The organism is Marivita sp. (genome assembly GCF_020055675.1).
Taxonomy (GTDB): domain Bacteria; phylum Pseudomonadota; class Alphaproteobacteria; order Rhodobacterales; family Rhodobacteraceae; genus Marivita.
The window spans coordinates 89,597-104,410 of sequence record NZ_JAIPUS010000012.1 but is presented as its reverse complement, the minus strand read 5'-3'; the positions used below and the strand labels follow the sequence as shown (position 1 = coordinate 104,410).

The 14,814-nt window shown below is 61.4% G+C and carries 15 protein-coding genes and 1 pseudogene; 6 read left to right on the top strand and 10 right to left on the bottom strand.

What is annotated here, in order from left to right; all coding sequences use genetic code 11:
* The 3 genes from LCF59_RS10210 to LCF59_RS10200 all read right to left on the bottom strand — a co-directional run.
* The coding region (locus tag LCF59_RS10210; protein WP_292287361.1) for a bifunctional enoyl-CoA hydratase/phosphate acetyltransferase at nt 1-1,298 on the bottom strand (1,298 nt) is incomplete at its 3' end.
* Nucleotides 1,288-2,061 carry an enoyl-ACP reductase FabI gene (gene fabI / locus LCF59_RS10205; RefSeq protein WP_292287360.1) on the bottom strand — a complete coding sequence of 258 codons (774 nt, stop codon included), beginning with the start codon at nt 2,059-2,061 and terminating at the stop codon, nt 1,288-1,290. The genes fabI and LCF59_RS10210, both read right to left, overlap by 11 nt.
* 5 nt (nt 2,062-2,066) lie before the next feature.
* On the bottom strand, nt 2,067-3,650 hold the full coding sequence (locus tag LCF59_RS10200; RefSeq protein ID WP_292287359.1) for an alpha/beta fold hydrolase: 1,584 nt from the start codon (nt 3,648-3,650) through the stop codon (nt 2,067-2,069).
* A 1,356-nt stretch (nt 3,651-5,006) separates the two neighbouring features.
* Between LCF59_RS10200 and LCF59_RS10195 the strand changes: the two genes are divergently transcribed.
* Nucleotides 5,007-5,786 carry an IS5 family transposase gene (locus LCF59_RS10195; protein ID WP_292287358.1) on the top strand — a complete coding sequence of 260 codons (780 nt, stop codon included), beginning with the start codon at nt 5,007-5,009 and terminating at the stop codon, nt 5,784-5,786.
* A 59-nt stretch (nt 5,787-5,845) separates the two neighbouring features.
* Here the strand turns inward: LCF59_RS10195 and LCF59_RS10190 are convergent, their stop codons facing one another.
* The 3 genes and pseudogenes from LCF59_RS10190 to LCF59_RS10180 form a co-directional block, all read right to left on the bottom strand.
* Complete coding sequence (locus LCF59_RS10190) at nt 5,846-6,421, bottom strand: exopolysaccharide biosynthesis protein (RefSeq protein WP_292287357.1); 576 nt, start codon at nt 6,419-6,421, stop codon at nt 5,846-5,848.
* Nucleotides 6,422-6,699: 278 nt separating this feature from the next.
* Nucleotides 6,700-6,978, bottom strand: a complete 279-nt coding sequence (locus tag LCF59_RS10185; RefSeq protein ID WP_292287365.1) for a hypothetical protein — start codon at nt 6,976-6,978, stop codon at nt 6,700-6,702.
* 48 nt (nt 6,979-7,026) lie between these two features.
* Nucleotides 7,027-7,469 (bottom strand): annotated as a pseudogene (locus LCF59_RS10180) (fumarylacetoacetate hydrolase family protein); the annotation flags it as partial.
* Between the two features lie 190 nt (nt 7,470-7,659).
* Here LCF59_RS10180 and aroQ point away from each other — a divergent pair.
* Complete coding sequence (gene aroQ / locus LCF59_RS10175) at nt 7,660-8,097, top strand: type II 3-dehydroquinate dehydratase (RefSeq protein WP_292287356.1); 438 nt, start codon at nt 7,660-7,662, stop codon at nt 8,095-8,097.
* 18 nt (nt 8,098-8,115) lie between these two features.
* Here aroQ and LCF59_RS10170 read toward each other — a convergent pair whose 3' ends face one another.
* Nucleotides 8,116-9,228 carry a Ppx/GppA phosphatase family protein gene (locus LCF59_RS10170; protein ID WP_292287355.1) on the bottom strand — a complete coding sequence of 371 codons (1,113 nt, stop codon included), beginning with the start codon at nt 9,226-9,228 and terminating at the stop codon, nt 8,116-8,118.
* A gap of 266 nt (nt 9,229-9,494) precedes the next feature.
* On the opposite strand from LCF59_RS10170, the gene LCF59_RS10165 reads away from it, so the two are divergent.
* From LCF59_RS10165 to LCF59_RS10150, 4 genes are read left to right on the top strand one after another with little or no spacing between them, the layout of a single operon-like run.
* Nucleotides 9,495-9,791, top strand: a complete 297-nt coding sequence (locus LCF59_RS10165; protein ID WP_292287354.1) for a virulence factor — start codon at nt 9,495-9,497, stop codon at nt 9,789-9,791.
* 27 nt (nt 9,792-9,818) lie between these two features.
* Nucleotides 9,819-10,751 (top strand): methylenetetrahydrofolate reductase, encoded by a 933-nt coding sequence (locus tag LCF59_RS10160; protein WP_292287353.1) that lies wholly within the window; start codon nt 9,819-9,821, stop codon nt 10,749-10,751.
* A 10-nt stretch (nt 10,752-10,761) separates the two neighbouring features.
* Nucleotides 10,762-11,421, top strand: coding sequence for an HAD family phosphatase (locus tag LCF59_RS10155; protein ID WP_292287352.1), 660 nt, complete (start codon nt 10,762-10,764; stop codon nt 11,419-11,421).
* On the top strand, nt 11,418-12,500 hold the full coding sequence (locus LCF59_RS10150) for a methyltetrahydrofolate cobalamin methyltransferase (RefSeq protein ID WP_292287351.1): 1,083 nt from the start codon (nt 11,418-11,420) through the stop codon (nt 12,498-12,500). The genes LCF59_RS10155 and LCF59_RS10150 overlap by 4 nt, the downstream gene beginning before the upstream one ends.
* A gap of 84 nt (nt 12,501-12,584) precedes the next feature.
* On the opposite strand, the gene LCF59_RS10145 is transcribed toward LCF59_RS10150, so the two are convergent.
* The 3 genes from LCF59_RS10145 to tatB are packed head-to-tail and all read right to left on the bottom strand — an operon-like array spanning nt 12,585 to nt 14,811.
* Nucleotides 12,585-13,421, bottom strand: coding sequence for an ATP-binding protein (locus LCF59_RS10145; protein WP_292287350.1), 837 nt, complete (start codon nt 13,419-13,421; stop codon nt 12,585-12,587).
* Nucleotides 13,418-14,329 carry a twin-arginine translocase subunit TatC gene (tatC, locus tag LCF59_RS10140; protein WP_292287349.1) on the bottom strand — a complete coding sequence of 304 codons (912 nt, stop codon included), beginning with the start codon at nt 14,327-14,329 and terminating at the stop codon, nt 13,418-13,420. Before tatC ends, LCF59_RS10145 begins: the two co-directional genes overlap by 4 nt.
* Nucleotides 14,326-14,811, bottom strand: a complete 486-nt coding sequence (gene tatB / locus LCF59_RS10135) for a Sec-independent protein translocase protein TatB (protein WP_292287348.1) — start codon at nt 14,809-14,811, stop codon at nt 14,326-14,328. The genes tatC and tatB overlap by 4 nt, the downstream gene beginning before the upstream one ends.
* Nucleotides 14,812-14,814 lie beyond the last annotated feature (3 nt).

The following is a 14,814-nucleotide window of genomic DNA, read 5'->3' as shown; positions in this document are numbered from 1 at the left end:
ACCACGCCAGCGGCTTCGGCGCCCGCGAGATACATCAGCTGCTTGGCGATCATGTTGCCGGCCTCGAGGTCGGGAGCGATCAGAATATCCGCCTGCCCTGCCACGGGGGACACGATGCTCTTGGTGGCAACGGCGCGCATCGAGATGGCATTGTCGAAGGCCAGGGGTCCGTCCAGAAGCCCTCCGGTGATCTGACCGCGATCCGCCATCTTGCACAGGGCGCCCGCTTCGATCGTGGATTGCATCCGCGGGTTGATGGTTTCGACCGCCGACAGGATCGCCACCTTCGGAACATCGATGCCAATGGCCCGCGCCAGGTCGATGGCGTTCTGGATGATGTCCGCCTTGGTCTCGAGGTCCGGCGCGATATTGATCGCGGCATCGGTGATGATCAGCGGTTTGGGATAGGTCGGCACGTCCATCACGTAGACATGGCTCATGCGGCGTTCGGTGCGCAGGCCGCCGGTCTTGGAGACAATGGCGGACATCACCTCGTCCGTGTGCAATGCGCCTTTCATCAGGGCCTGGGCTGCGCCGGCACGGATCAGATCGACGGCGGCCTCGGCTGCAGCGTGGCTGTGGGGCGTGTCGACAATCTTCAACCCCGAGATATCGAGGGCATGTTCGTCGGCAACGGCCCGAATCCGCGCTGACGGTCCCACCAGAATGGGCGAGAGAATTCCGAGATCGCGCGCTTGCAGGGCGCCTTCAAGCGAGGGCTTGTCGCATGGGTGAACAACCGCCGTCACCGTGGGATCCAGCGCCTGGGCACGGACCAGCATCTCGCCATGTGCCTTGCCGTGTCGGTGCATCACAAGATCGGGCATGGTCATGCGGGGCCGACGGATCTTGCGATCCGGGGCGATCACTCTGGCGACGCCCTCGATCACCGGCTTTCCATCGCCATTGGTACAGGTACAGGCAAGCGTCAGCCTGTGACGCTCCGGGTCGCGGTCCGTGACCTCGACGCGGACCACAACCGTGTCGCCAACACCGACCGGCTTCAGGAATTTCAGCGATTGCTCGAGATAGATTGTCCCCGGTCCAGGCAGTTGCGTGCCGAGCACGTTCGAGATCAGAGCACCGCCCCACATGCCGTGCGCGATCACCTTGTGAAAGATGTCGCCCTCGGCGAATTCGACGTCCACATGGGCCGGGTTCACGTCACCCGACACGACGGCAAACGCGTCGATATCCTGCGCCGTCAAAGTGCGCACCAGTTCTGCGGAGTCGCCTATCTTGATCTCGTCGAAGGGGCGATTTTCGATGTACCCCAGCGGTTCCGGGTCAGACAACATGATGTCCTCCGTCAATGAAAGCCGTGTTGCCGCTGACCGAGACCGCAAAGTCGGACACGAGACACGCAGCCATCGCGCCAACTTCTTCGATTGTGGTCAGGCGGTGCAGTGGTGCGCGCGTGCGAGCATCATCGATCAGTTCGTCAAAGTGATCAATGCCCGAAGCCGCACGCGTTTCCAACGGTCCGGGTGACAATGCGTTCACCCGGATGTTCTTTTCCCCAAGCTCCACCGAGAGATAACGTGTCGTGGCCTCCAAGGCGGCCTTGACCGGCCCCATGATGTTGTAGTTGCCGACGACTTTCTCTGCGCCATGATAAGAGACGGTCAGGATCGTCCCGCCATCCGCCATCAGTGGTTCCGCCCGCTTGGCGAGGCGGATCAGCGAATGCACCGAGACATCCATGGCCAGCGCGAACCCGTCCTGCGAACAGTCCACGACCCGCCCGTGCAGATCGTCGCGCGGGCAAAAGGCGATTGAATGCACCAGGAAATCGAGCTTGCCCCAGGTCTGTCGGATCTGCGTGAAGACAGTGTCCAACTGTGCGCTGTCCGTCACGTCGAGGGGCAAGAGCAAGTCAGCGTCCAGAGACGTCGCCACGGGTTCAACGTAGTGGAGCGCCTTTTCGTTCTGGTAGGTCAGGCAAAGCCTTGCTCCGGATGCCCGGAACGCGGCGGCGCAGCCCGCTGCGATCGAGTGCTCGTTTGCAATGCCAACCACAAGCCCGACCTTGCCCTTGAGAAAGTCATTTTCAGGAAACATGCCGGTCACTCCTGAAATACATATGTGCCGGGCGCATCATCGAGCGCCTTGCCCATTTTCGGAGGCTGGCCTTTCGGTCCCGACTTATCTGCCAACCATGCCGCCCATGCGGGCCACCAGCTTCCGTCTTCACGCTGCGCCGCCTGCATCCAATCCTCCGGAGACAGGGCTTTTCCCTGATCGCGGACTGTGTGAAGGCGATAGTGTCGGTAGCGGTGGCCGGGCTCCGAGAGAACACCGGCGTTATGCCCGCCATTGGTCAAGGCAAAGGTGACATCCGCATGGGCGAAATTGTGGATTTTGAAGACCGAGGTCCACGGCGCGATGTGATCGGTTTCCGTGCCCACGGCAAAGACCGGGCTGCGAATGTCACGCAAGGAAATGTGATGCCCATCCACATGATACCGACCCGCTGCGAGGTCGTTGTTGAGGAACATGTGCCGCAGATATTCCGAGTGCATCCGCGCTGGCAGGCGCGTCGTGTCCGCATTCCATGACATGAGATCGTTCATCGGCGCGTCTTCGTCTCCGAGCAGATATTTATGGATCATCTGCGACCAGACCAGGTCGTTCGACCGCAACATCTGAAATGCGCTCATCATCTGGCTGGCATCGAGATAGCCCTGCGCGTGCATCACGTCCTCGAGGAACGACACCTGGCTTTCGTCGATGAAAAGGCTGAGTTCCCCCGGCTCACTGAAATCGGTTTGCGCGGCCAGCAGCGTCATGCTTGCGAGGCGGTTATCGCCGTCCCGCGCCATCGCCGCGGCTGCAATCGAGAGCAAGGTGCCGCCAAGGCAATATCCCGCGGCGTGCACAGAATGCATGCCAGTCCGATCCGCGATGACATCGAGTGCGGCGCGCGGACCGAGGTCCAGATAGTCCTGCATGCCGTAATGCGCATCTTCTGCGGTGGGGTTGCGCCAGGAAATCATGAAAACCGTGAACCCCTGCTCGGTGAGATAGCGGACAAGCGAATTCCCGGGGCTGAGGTCTAGAATGTAGTATTTCATGATCCATGCCGGAACGATCAGAACCGATTCGGGGTGAACTTGTTCCGTTGTCGGTTCGTACTGGATCAATTCGATCAGGTGATTGCGATACACCACCCTGCCCGGTGCCGTGGCGACATCTTTGCCGATCTTGGCAGTCTTCGCGGGTTGCTCTCCTGATGTGACGTCACGCACCACGCGGTCCAGACCGTGATGAATGTTTGCTCCACCTGTCTGCAGTGTCCGGGCCAAAACCTTCGGATTGGTCATCGGAAAATTGGAGGGCGAAACCGCGTCGAGGATTTGGCGCGTGAGAAACGCCATCGACGCCTGACGCGAGGGCGCAAGCCCCGGCACGTTGCGGGCAGCTTTCTCAGCCAATTCCTCGGTCAACAAGAATGCCTGTGCCGCCGCTGCAAATGACGGATATTGCCACTCGGGACCGGTGAACCTGCGGTCCGTTTTCGGAGGTGTCACCGGTTGCAGGTCCGGATCATCGGGACAGCCCGACGAGACGTAGCGCAACCATTCCATCCATCCCTCGGTGGCCGACTTGGCCAAGTCGACGTGAAGATCGGGGGCGGTTGCAAAATGCACCGCCCAGTCGCTCCACAAGGCCTGTGTCGAAACCGGAGAACTGCCTTGAGACCACTTGGTAAGCAGTCTCCGAAGCGGGCGTTGGTGTATACTGTGCGCGGGAGCGTCCTCAGTGTCGGATGCTTTGGGTTGAAAATCTTTCATCGGATCCTGGCGAAGTCATCATGTACCGCCTCCCGCTTAGAACCTTTTCATAACAGTCCAACAACACCGCTGAAGATCTTTCAGGTAACTCTCGACAAACGGGTCTTTTTGACCGGAGTGGAGCCCAATCCACGCAGTTTGCCGCTTTTTCAGGCGTCCGCTCAAAGCGTCGCGTTGTGAAATCTTCGATCACCCTGGGACCAGGCGCGGCGGCTCTGCAACCTGCCGGACGCACTCGACATTCCATCCGGTTCGCGATGCTTTGCGATCTATGTTGCGCCTTCGGGCAGCCGATCCCGGAAGTCAGTGCCCTCGGTGCAGCGCCGCCCCTGAATATCCCGCCAGATCGCCGCCCTGCAGCGAGCAAGGTCTTCTGAGATGCAGCAGGCAGGGAGCTCGGGCGCGAAGAAGCCATGCGAAAGGAGCCGCCTGAATCTCGCGGAAGGATTTCTGGCTGTCAATATTCACACCCTTTCAAGTTGGCCGGGTGCTCAATCGCCACTGCTTAACGGAGGGATAGAAGTTGAGCCTCAAGCGCCATGCAGATCACGTCAACTTTCGCTCCACCATAAACATACGACTTCTTACCGTGCTCAAGTCCGGTCAGAGGACACGAATTGACTGTCCAATGGACATTTGGACAGTCCTGATGGTCAAGTTTTGATGGTCGCTTCAACAGATGAAGCGACCATCAAAACTTGGCCATCAGCCGCGTCTAAGTCATTGATTTTCCGGTGACCAAGTGGGAAAAATCCGCCGATTTGTCCTTTCGACCACCAATTCGTGGACATAGTTGGCAACGTCGAAAATTCCCGATGCTTGCACTACTTTCTGAAAAAATAGGCCACGGTTTCGATCACTGCAAACGAAAAAGGCCGCCCATCGGGCGGCCTATCAATTCATCTTTTCTGTATCGCGCGACCAAGCATCAAGCCGGTTCGAACATCGGGCTATCCTGTGCCCGATACATATCAAGGCCAATATCAACCTGACCGAGGATCGGTCGCACTCCCCGCGTTCTGAGCCGCTTCACCACGTCTTTTTTCTCGATGCCGTTCGCATTGGCGACACGGATCTCGGTCGTATATTCAGCCGCGAAGGCCGCGACATGGTCCTCGCTGAATCGGAAAAACGATGCTGGCCGTTTTGGGTCAGGATGCATTGATTTCGGTCGCACTGCCTGATTCACGGCTCCGAAAATGGAGCAGTGACATGAGCGATCTTTTTTGGCTTAGCGACGCGCAAATGGCGCGTCTGGAACCTTTCTTTCCGAAGTCGCACGGAAAGCCCCGGGTCGATGACAAGCGCGTTCTGAGTGGGATAATCTTCATCAACCGCAATGGGTTAAGGTGGCGCGATGCCCCTGCAGCCTATGGCCCGCACAAGACGCTTTACAGCCGCTGGAAGCGTTGGAGCGAGAAAGGCATCTTCGCTCGGATGATGGTCGGGCTGGCTGCGGAGCACGGCGAGGAGAAGACCGTGATGATCGATGCAACATACCTCAAGGCACACCGAACGGCGACCAGCATGGTTACCAAAAAAGAGGGACGTGGTCGCCTGATCGGTCGCACCAAGGGCGGTATGAACACCAAGCTGCACGCCATCTGTGACAGCCAAGGTCGGCCGCTGAACCTGTTTGTCACCGCTGGACAGGTGAGCGACTATGTCGGCGCGCGGGCGCTGCTCAGCAGTCTGCCAAACGTCAAATGGCTGCTCGGAGATCGCGGCTACGACGCAGACTGGTTCAGAGAAGCGTTGCAAGACAAGGGCATACGCGCTTGCATTCCAGGCCGGAAGCAGCGGAAGACATCGGTCAAATATGACAAGCGCCGCTACAAACGGCGAAACCGTATCGAGATCATGTTCGGCAGGCTCAAGGATTGGAGGCGCGTGGCAACCCGCTATGACCGATGCCCCAAGGTGTTCCTCTCAGCCATCTCTCTGGCATCTCTCGTCATTTATTGGTTATGTATCCTGACCCTAGACCGCTGACCGACCCTTCGAAGCCTCGGAAGGGCAGTGTTGATGGCAGGTACCCCCGGTCCGGAAAATCAGAAGATCGCCTCGGCGCCCGCTGACAGCGTGACAAGGATCGTGGCGGTCACGAGCACCGAGGCGCCCCCCAGGATCAGGCCAATGGTTGCGACCAGCCCGTCTTGTTCGACCAGGCCGACACCGAAGACAAAGAGCGAGATCGCCGGGAACCAGCCGCTGAACGGCACGGGCAGGAACAGCGCAACGGCGATCACGAGCAGCAGCAGGCCAAGCACCCGTTCGTTTCGGCGGGCGAAAAGCGGCAAGTAGCGCGGGGTCAGGACGCGTTCGAGCCTGCGCGTCACCGGCCGCAGCCGCAGAACCGTGCGGCGCAGCTTGACCGGGTCGAGCCGCAGGCGCGCCAGCCGCCCGGGAAGCTTCACATGCGGATATCCGAGCACCATCTGCCCCGTCGTCACCAGCAGCGGCAAAGCGGTGATCAAAGACGACCCCGGTGGCAGCGGCAGCAGCGTGAGCAGCGAAAACACGACGATGGCCCACCCGAAGGACGTCTCGCCAAGCGCCGTCAGCAGGTTGCCAAGGGTCAGAGTACCGGCCTTGTGCTGGCTTCGGGACGTGCGCAGAATCGGCATCGATAGAGATGTCCGTCGTCGTATTCCGTCATCGCGCTGCATCAGAGTCCTTTCGCACGGCTGTCATGGATATCGGCCTGCCGACATCCCTTTGCAATCGCGGACCGTGCCCTGGCAAGGAAAAACCGGAAGAATTCCAGTGCGACGCCCTGCCCTGCCAGCCGCAGGCGGCGCAGGGACATGGCCGTCCGGCCATATCAGGGAACAATCACAGCGGGGCCTTGGCAGCGATGGCCGGGGGGAGTGTCGAACGTGGTTGGATTTCCCAGCCGGCGCGCTCAGCCCGGGACGGGCAGAAGCGTGAACCGTATGGCGCTGGAAGGCCAAGTCGCCGCCCCGCCACGCCGGACCCACGGGCGTGCCATTGGATTGATATGGCGAATGTTTTCTTGGGTCATAGGCATGGGGTGGTTTTGACTCTCAGCCCGCCATGCCGCCGAAATCGACCCGGATTCGTAATCGTCCGCCGTCATCAGTCCCATGCCGCATTCCTGCGCGATATGGCAATGCGCCTCGATCCCGCCGGGCAGCACCAGCTTGACGGTGGCTTCGATCACGTCATCGCCTCCCATATCATGGCCCAAACTGGCGATCTTGCCGTCGCGAATGCGTGAGGCAGGATGCACCGGTCCGCATGGGCGGAGCGTTCGAACGCCTTGCCGACCGCCCAGGGGCGCCCGGCCTTCTTGGCGATCCCCTGAAGGTCGCGCCGCGTCATGTCGCGCGCGAGGCCATCCGCGAAAACAAGATCCAACGCCCTGTCCACGGGGATGTTGCGACCTCCGCTCTTCAGCGCAACCAGCATCTTGGCTTCCGGATGCACCTGCGTGGACCGCGGCGGATGGGGAAATTCGCCGGAGGAAACGGGGTTATCGGAGTTTTTCCGAAAGAAAAACGGGATTTCCCGGTCGGGATAGTGACCCATTTCAATCGCATGCGCGGCATAGGTGCGGCCAATGCAGTAGACACGGCGCACCGGAAAACGGCTTTCTTCTCCCGCGATCGGGAGTGCAGCGATGGGCGCGGTGTTGATGGCGTAGTCGGTCATGGGTGTCTCCGGGGTGCGACCGCCGCGTCAATCCTTACCCCGGATCAACGGTGATGCCATTCCGTGCAGCGGCTTCTCGGCGCCGCATCATGTCGCCGCCGGGACACGTCCGGAGCCGCGTGCTGCTGGCGTGGGTTGCGCGGAGGCTGGCAAGCTGGCACGTCACGGGTATCACTGTTGGAGCGCCGCAATGTCCAAGACCGTTTACCTGATCAATGGACCCAATCTGAACCTGCTTGGAAAGCGCGAGCCCGCGATCTATGGCGCGGACACTCTAGACGACGTGACGTCCCGGTGTGACGGGTTGGCGCGCTCTGCGAGTCTGACCCTGACTGCGATGCAATCGAACCACGAAGGCCAGATCATCGACTGGATTCACGAGGCGCGGGACAAGGCCCAGGCAATCCTGATCAACCCCGGTGCGTTCACCCATACATCGGTGGCAATCTTCGATGCACTGCAGGCCTTTGAAGGGCTGGTGTTCGAAATCCACATCACGAATGTGCACAAGCGCGAGCCGTTTCGTCACCACTCCTACGTCTCGGCCCGCGCCGAGGGCGTGCTCGCGGGGTTTGGCGTCGAAGGGTACGAGCTGGCGCTGCGGCGTGTGATCACCCTGCTGGCCTAGGACCTGGACCCGAGGCTCTCAGAAAGGCCCGTCCTCGAGCGCACCATCGGCCGACATCTGGGCGTAAAGCAGACCTTCCCGCAACCCCCGGTCCGCCACGGACAACCGGTCCGTGGGCCAGCACCGTAATAGCGCTTGCAGGATCGCGGCCCCCGACATGATCAGCGCCTGCCGGTCCAACCCGATTCGGGGGTCGGCGCGTCGCCCCTCGGGACCAAGATGCAGGTATCCCGCGATCACCTTCTCGATCTGGTCCGAGGTCATGCGCAGACCGTCCACCTTGTTGCGGTCATATCGCTTGAGCCCGAGATGGCTGGCCGCGACCGTCGTCACCGTGCCGCTGGTGCCGACGATCTGGAATCCCTCGCGCGTCTGTTCATCCTTATAGGGCGCAAACTCGGCCAGGTTTTCCTCGAAGAACCAGCTCATCAGCGCGTAACGTGCGCTGTCGCTTTCGACATCGGAAAACTGGTCCCGCAAGGTGGCCACACCCAACGGCACGCTGATCCAGTCGACGACCCGCGCAGCCGGGAACGGGCTGTCCTTGGGGTGGAACCCGGCGTGCAACCGCATAATCGCGCGCGGGCGTTCGAATGACGGGACCGCTGTCAGGTCGATCCAGACAAGCTCTGTCGAGCCACCACCGATATCGACCACCAGAAGCTGATCGGTCTTGGTGCTGACCAAAGGCGCACAGGAGATCACGGCCAGCCGCGCCTCTTCCTCTGGCTGGATGATCTCGAGGGTCAGGCCGGTTTCGCGTTTGACCTGACGGATGAAGTCGCGGGAATTATGCGCGCGGCGGCAGGCCTCGGTCGCGACAAGGCGCATCCGCGTCACCTCGTGACGGCGGATTTTTTGCTGGCACACGCGCAGCGCTGAGATCGTGCGGTTCATCGACGACCGGCTGAGCCGACCGTATTTTTCAAGCCCGGCTCCAAGCTGCACGGATTTGGAAAAGCTGTCGACGACGTGGAACTGGTTGCCTTTGGGTTGGGCAATCAGCATACGACAACTATTTGTGCCCAAATCCAGCGCGGCATAAAGCTCGGACGGATCGGGCCGGGACGGCGCGGGGCTTTCTACCGGTTTCGGGAATGCGCCCGCACCCTTGGGACGCTTTGGCGCCATGACTTTGCGCCTTCCGAATATCTGAGTTGCCCCGACCTTATGCCTGCTTTCGGACTATCGCAAGTTTCGTGATGCATCTGTCGCACAGTTATGACGCGATCTTCTGGAAAGACGACAAATCATGCACTCCTTGGTGTATCGCAATCGCATGCGCTTGGGCCTGTGAAGGCAGAGCGTCGCAGACAGCAGCGGACACGTCGAAAATCATCCTTATCTTGCAACCGCGCTCGATTACCAAGGCGCAGAACACACGAGGGAATCACGACATGGCGGAAGTCACTATTGTCTATTGGCGCGATATCCCGGCACAGGTGATCGTCGGCAAGGGCCGCCGGGGCGCCAAGGCACAATTGCCCGAGCGGTTCGAGCAGGCCATAGACCGCGCCGCGATGAAGATCGGCGCGTCCGATACCGACAGCTACCTGGCACAATGGCGCAAGGCCGATCCTTACCCGGTCGACGGTGACGCCACCGAGATCTGCACCGCGGAGGCTGCGCGCCTTGACGCGGACTACGACCAGCAGCGCCTGAAAACGCTGATCGAAAACGAAGGTTGGGCATAACCCCGCATGACCTTGAGGGAGGCTATCATGGCATTGTTGAATTTCCGCAAGCGCGACACCGTCGAGACCGCCGTCCCCCCCGAGATGGCGGCGTTCCTGCAGGGCTATTCCATCGAGGTGATGCCCCGCACCGCCGAAAAGGTCGAGGATTTCCGCGCCCTGCTGGCCCCAGGCACCCGGGTCTACATCGCCCATATCGACGGCACCCCGATCGAGGACATGACCGCCACCGCCAGGCGCCTGGCTGATGACGGCTTTCGGGTGATGCCGCATTTCCCCGCCCGGATCATCAAGGATCGGGCAATGCTCGCGGACTGGATCGCGCGCTACCAGGGTGAAGCCGGCGTCGATCAGGCGCTGCTTCTCGCGGGGGGCGTGGCGGCCCCGCATGGCGCCTTCGACAGCTCGATGCAGCTGATGGACACCGGACTTTTCGACAAGGCGGGCTTCAAGCGCTTGCATGTCGCCGGCCACCCCGAGGGCAACAAGGATATTGACCCCGATGGCGGCATGAAGGCTGTCGAAGACGCGCTGCGCTGGAAGCAAGCATTTTCAGAGCGCACCGACGCGCACATGGCGCTGGCCACGCAATTCGCCTTTGATGCCGACCCGATCATCAAATGGGTCGAGGACCTCTCGGCGGCCGGCATCACCCTGCCGGTGCATATCGGCATAGCCGGACCTGCAAAATTGCAAACCCTGATCAAGTTCGCCATCGCCTGCGGTGTCGGCCCGTCACTCAAGGTGCTGCAGAAACGCGCGATGGACGTGACCAAGCTGCTCTTGCCCTACGAGCCGACCGAGGTGCTGAGCAAGCTGGCGGCGCACAAGGCCGCACATCCCGATTTCAACATCAAACAGGTGCATTTCTTCCCGCTGGGCGGGATCACGTCCACTGCCACCTGGGCGATCGAGAACGGTGGGACCGGCACCGCGCCCGCCGCCGCTGTCGCAAGCTGATCGACCGGATATGCCAGCCCTGCTTTTCGATCTCGACGGCACCATGTTGAACTCGGATCCGATCCACGAGGCGGTTTTTACCGAATTGTGGACGGCCCGCGGCCTGCCGGTGCCCGAGGGCTTCTACATGGAGCAGGTGCATGGCCGCCTGAATGTCGATGTCTTCGCCGACTACCTGCCGGACGACCCCGATCCGCAGGCTTTGAGCAAATGGAAAGAGGCGCAGTTCCGCGACCGCCTGCCGGCGCCTTACCCTGAAACACCGGGCCTGACCGCGTTTCTGGATCACGCACAGGCGCAGGGCTGGAAAATGGCCGTTGTCACCAATGCCATGCGGCTCAATGCCGAAGCCATGCTGGGCGCCATCGGGTTGCGCGACCGGTTCGAGGTGATCGTGATCGGCGAGGAATGCGCCCACGGCAAGCCACACCCCTTGCCCTACCTGACGGCGATGGAGGCTTTGCGAGAAACCGCGGCAACCTGTATCGCCTTCGAGGACAGCCCCTCGGGCATGCGTGCCGCCGCCGCCTCGGGCGCCTATAGCATCGGTATCCGCTCGGCACTCGACGACGCCACGCTGCGCGCCGCCGGGGCCCATATGACCATCCGCGATTTCACAGACCCCGCGCTGCCAGCCATCCTGGCCCGCATTGAAGGAGTAGCCGCATGACCCGTACCATCGTCGAGTCCAGGACCAGAACCGCCATCATCGGATTCGACCAGCCGTTCTGCGTCATCGGCGAACGGATCAACCCGACGGGCCGCAAGATCCTGAACGAGGAACTGGAACGCGGAGATTTCAGCCGGGTCGAGGCGGATGCAATTGCCCAGGTGGCCGCCGGGGCCAGTGTGCTCGACATCAATTCGGGCGCGGTGTTTTCCAACAAGATGGCCGAAGACCCGCGCTATGCCGACAACAACTTCGTCGAACCAACCTTGATGCGAGAACTGGTCGAACGGGTGCAGGCCGTCACCGATTGCCCGCTCTGCATCGACAGCTCGGTTCCCGGAGCGCTGGAAAACGGCCTTGCCGCCGCGCATGGCCGCCCGCTGCTGAACTCCGTCACCGGCGAGGAAGAGCGGCTGGACCTGGTGCTTCCTCTGGTCAAGAAATACAACGTGCCTGTCGTGGCGATCTCGAATGACGACACCGGGATCTCCGAAGACCCGGATGTGCGCTTTGCCGTTGCGAAAAAGATCGTCGAACGCGCCGCCGATTTCGGCATCCCGGCGCATGACATCGTGGTCGATCCGCTGGTCATGCCGATCGGCGCCATGGGCACGGCCGGTTTGCAGGTCTTTACCCTCGTCCGCCGCCTGCGTGACGAACTTGGCGTGAACACGACCTGCGGCGCCTCCAACATCAGCTTTGGCCTGCCCAATCGGCACGGGATCAACAACGCTTTCCTTCCGATGGCGATGGGCGCAGGCATGACATCGGCGATCATGAACCCAGTCGCGCTCGCAACCGGACCGACCAGAATTGCCGAAAAACGTGCCGAGGTCGCCGCGGCCGGGATCGTTCTGCCCGACGACATGGATGACGAGAGCTTTTGCCAGTTGTTCGGCCTAGGATCGACCAAACCGCGCCCCGGCAAGGAAATGGAAGCCATTCGCGCCGCCAATTTCCTGACCAATAACGACGACGGCGGTGCAGCCTGGATCGCGTTCAACAAACAGCCACCGAAAGCCGGTCACGAGGGCCGCGGCCGCGCGGGCCGTACCGGCGGCCGCCGCCGCCGTGCCTGATCTTCTTCTCTTTGCAAATATGCCGGGGGGTTTGGGGGGCTGGCCCCCCAACCGGTCGGACCGCGCAAGCGGTCCGACCCAATCTCAGATCGCGACGCCGCGGCGTCCTGCCAGATCGGTGAAATACTGCCACGCGACCCGGCCGGATCGCGCCCCCCGCGTGGCCTGCCATTCGATGGCCTCGGCCCGCATCGTTGTCTCGTCGATTTCGACCTCATAGGCATCGCAATAGCCTCGGATCATGGCGAGATAGTCGTCCTGGTTGCACGGGTGAAAGCCCAGCCACAGGCCGAACCGGTCGGACAGGGACACCTTCTCCTCGACCGCCTCGGAGGGATTGATCGAGGAAGAACGTTCGTTCTCGATCATGTCGCGCGGCATCAGGTGACGTCGATTCGAGGTGGCGTAGAAAACCACGTTTTCGGGCCGGCCTTCGACGCCGCCATCCAGCACCGCCTTCAGTGATTTGTAGTGCTCATCGTCATGGCTGAAGCTGAGATCGTCGCAAAAAAGCAGGAACCGGTGCGGCGCGTCCCGCAAAAGGGTCAAGAGCCGTGACACGCTGGGCAAGTCTTCGCGCTGCAACTCGACCAGCTTGATCGGCGTGCCTTCCGCCAGGACCGCCGCGTGAACCGCCTTTACCAGGCTTGACTTGCCCATTCCCCGCGCGCCCCACAAAAGCGCGTTGTTGGCGGGCAATCCACGGGCGAACTGGCGGGTGTTCGCCAGCAGCGTGTCGCGGCTGCGGTCCACGCCGATCAGCAGGTCCACGGCCACGCGGCTGACATCGGGCACCGGCTGAAGCCGATCCGGATCGACATGCCAGACGAACGCATCCGCCATGTCGAAATCTGGTGCAGGTTGCGGCGCCGGAGCAAGCCGCTCCAACGCGGCGGCGATTCGATCCATCGGGTCACTCATCGGTCGCGGTCCTCGTCCTCGTCCTCGTCCTCGTCAAATTCGCGCATCAGAGGATCGTCTTCGGGGTCATCATTTTCCTCGAACCAGAGGCCTTGCGCCCGCAATTCGGCCTCGCGTTTGCGCTCCACCCGGCGCACAAGGAAGATCGACACCTCGTACAGACCATAGACCACGACAAACAGGATCACCTGCGTGATCACATCCGGCGGCGTGACCAGGGCGGCCAGCATCAGGATCGCGACGACCGCGTATTTGCGCACCGCGCCAAGACCATCCGCGCTCACCAAACCGGTCTTGCCCATCAGCGTCAGCAGGACGGGCAATTGGAAACACAGGCCGAACGCCAGGATGAACTTGATGGTCAGGTTAAGGTATTCCTGGGCCGACCCCTGGAACACGACCGATAGCCCTTGCGTGACCTCTTCATCGACAACCGCCTCACCTTCGGACCCGAATTGCTGGAAGCCGAGGAAGAAATCATATGCCAGCGGTGTGACGACATAAAAGGCAAAGGCCGCGCCGAGGGCGAACATGAAGGGCGACGCCACCAGAAACGGCAGGAAGGCGCCTTTTTCCGTCTTGTAAAGCCCCGGCGCCACGAAGCGCCACATCTGCAAGCCGATATAGGGGAACGCCAGGATAAATCCGCCCAGAAGCGATATCTTTATGGCAACGAAAAAGCCTTCTTGCGGGCTGATGAAAATCAGGTCGCAATCCTGCCCGCGCGCCGCCAGGACCTGGCACAGCGGATCGGTCAGGAAGTTGAACAGCGGTGTCGCAACCGTGAAACAGATGATCATCCCGACCAGAAATGCGGCGACCGAATGGATCAGCCGGTTTCGCAACTCGGCCAGATGCTCGATCAGCGGCGCCGAACTGTCCTCGATCTCGTCGGGCGTGGTGTTCATTTGCTGTCTTTCGTCTCGGATGGCGCGGGATCGGATTCGGGCTCGGCGTCGTCAGGCGCTTCGGCCGCCGTCTCCATCTCTTCCACCTTCGCGGCCGCATCCGCGGCCTCGCGCGCCTTGCGCTCTGCGGCGGCCTTTGCGGCGGACAATTCGATTTTCTTCTTGGCTTCCTGGCGTTCCGCGGAAAGCTTTCCCGTGTGGCTTTCGGGATCAAGCTCTGTCATCGACTTTGCCGCGTCCGTCACCCCATCCATCGCAGACGAGACCGGGTTCGTCGCGGATTTGAATGTCTTGGACATCTCCGACACGCCGGAATCGTCAGCCGCGTCGTTCATCGCCTTGCTGAACTCCCGCGCCATGCCGCGCGCCTTGCCCATGAACTGCCCGAGACTGCGAAACAGCACCGGCAAATCCTTGGGCCCCACGACGATCAGCGCGACGACACCGATCACCAGAAGTTCCGTCCAGCCCAGATCGAGCATGTC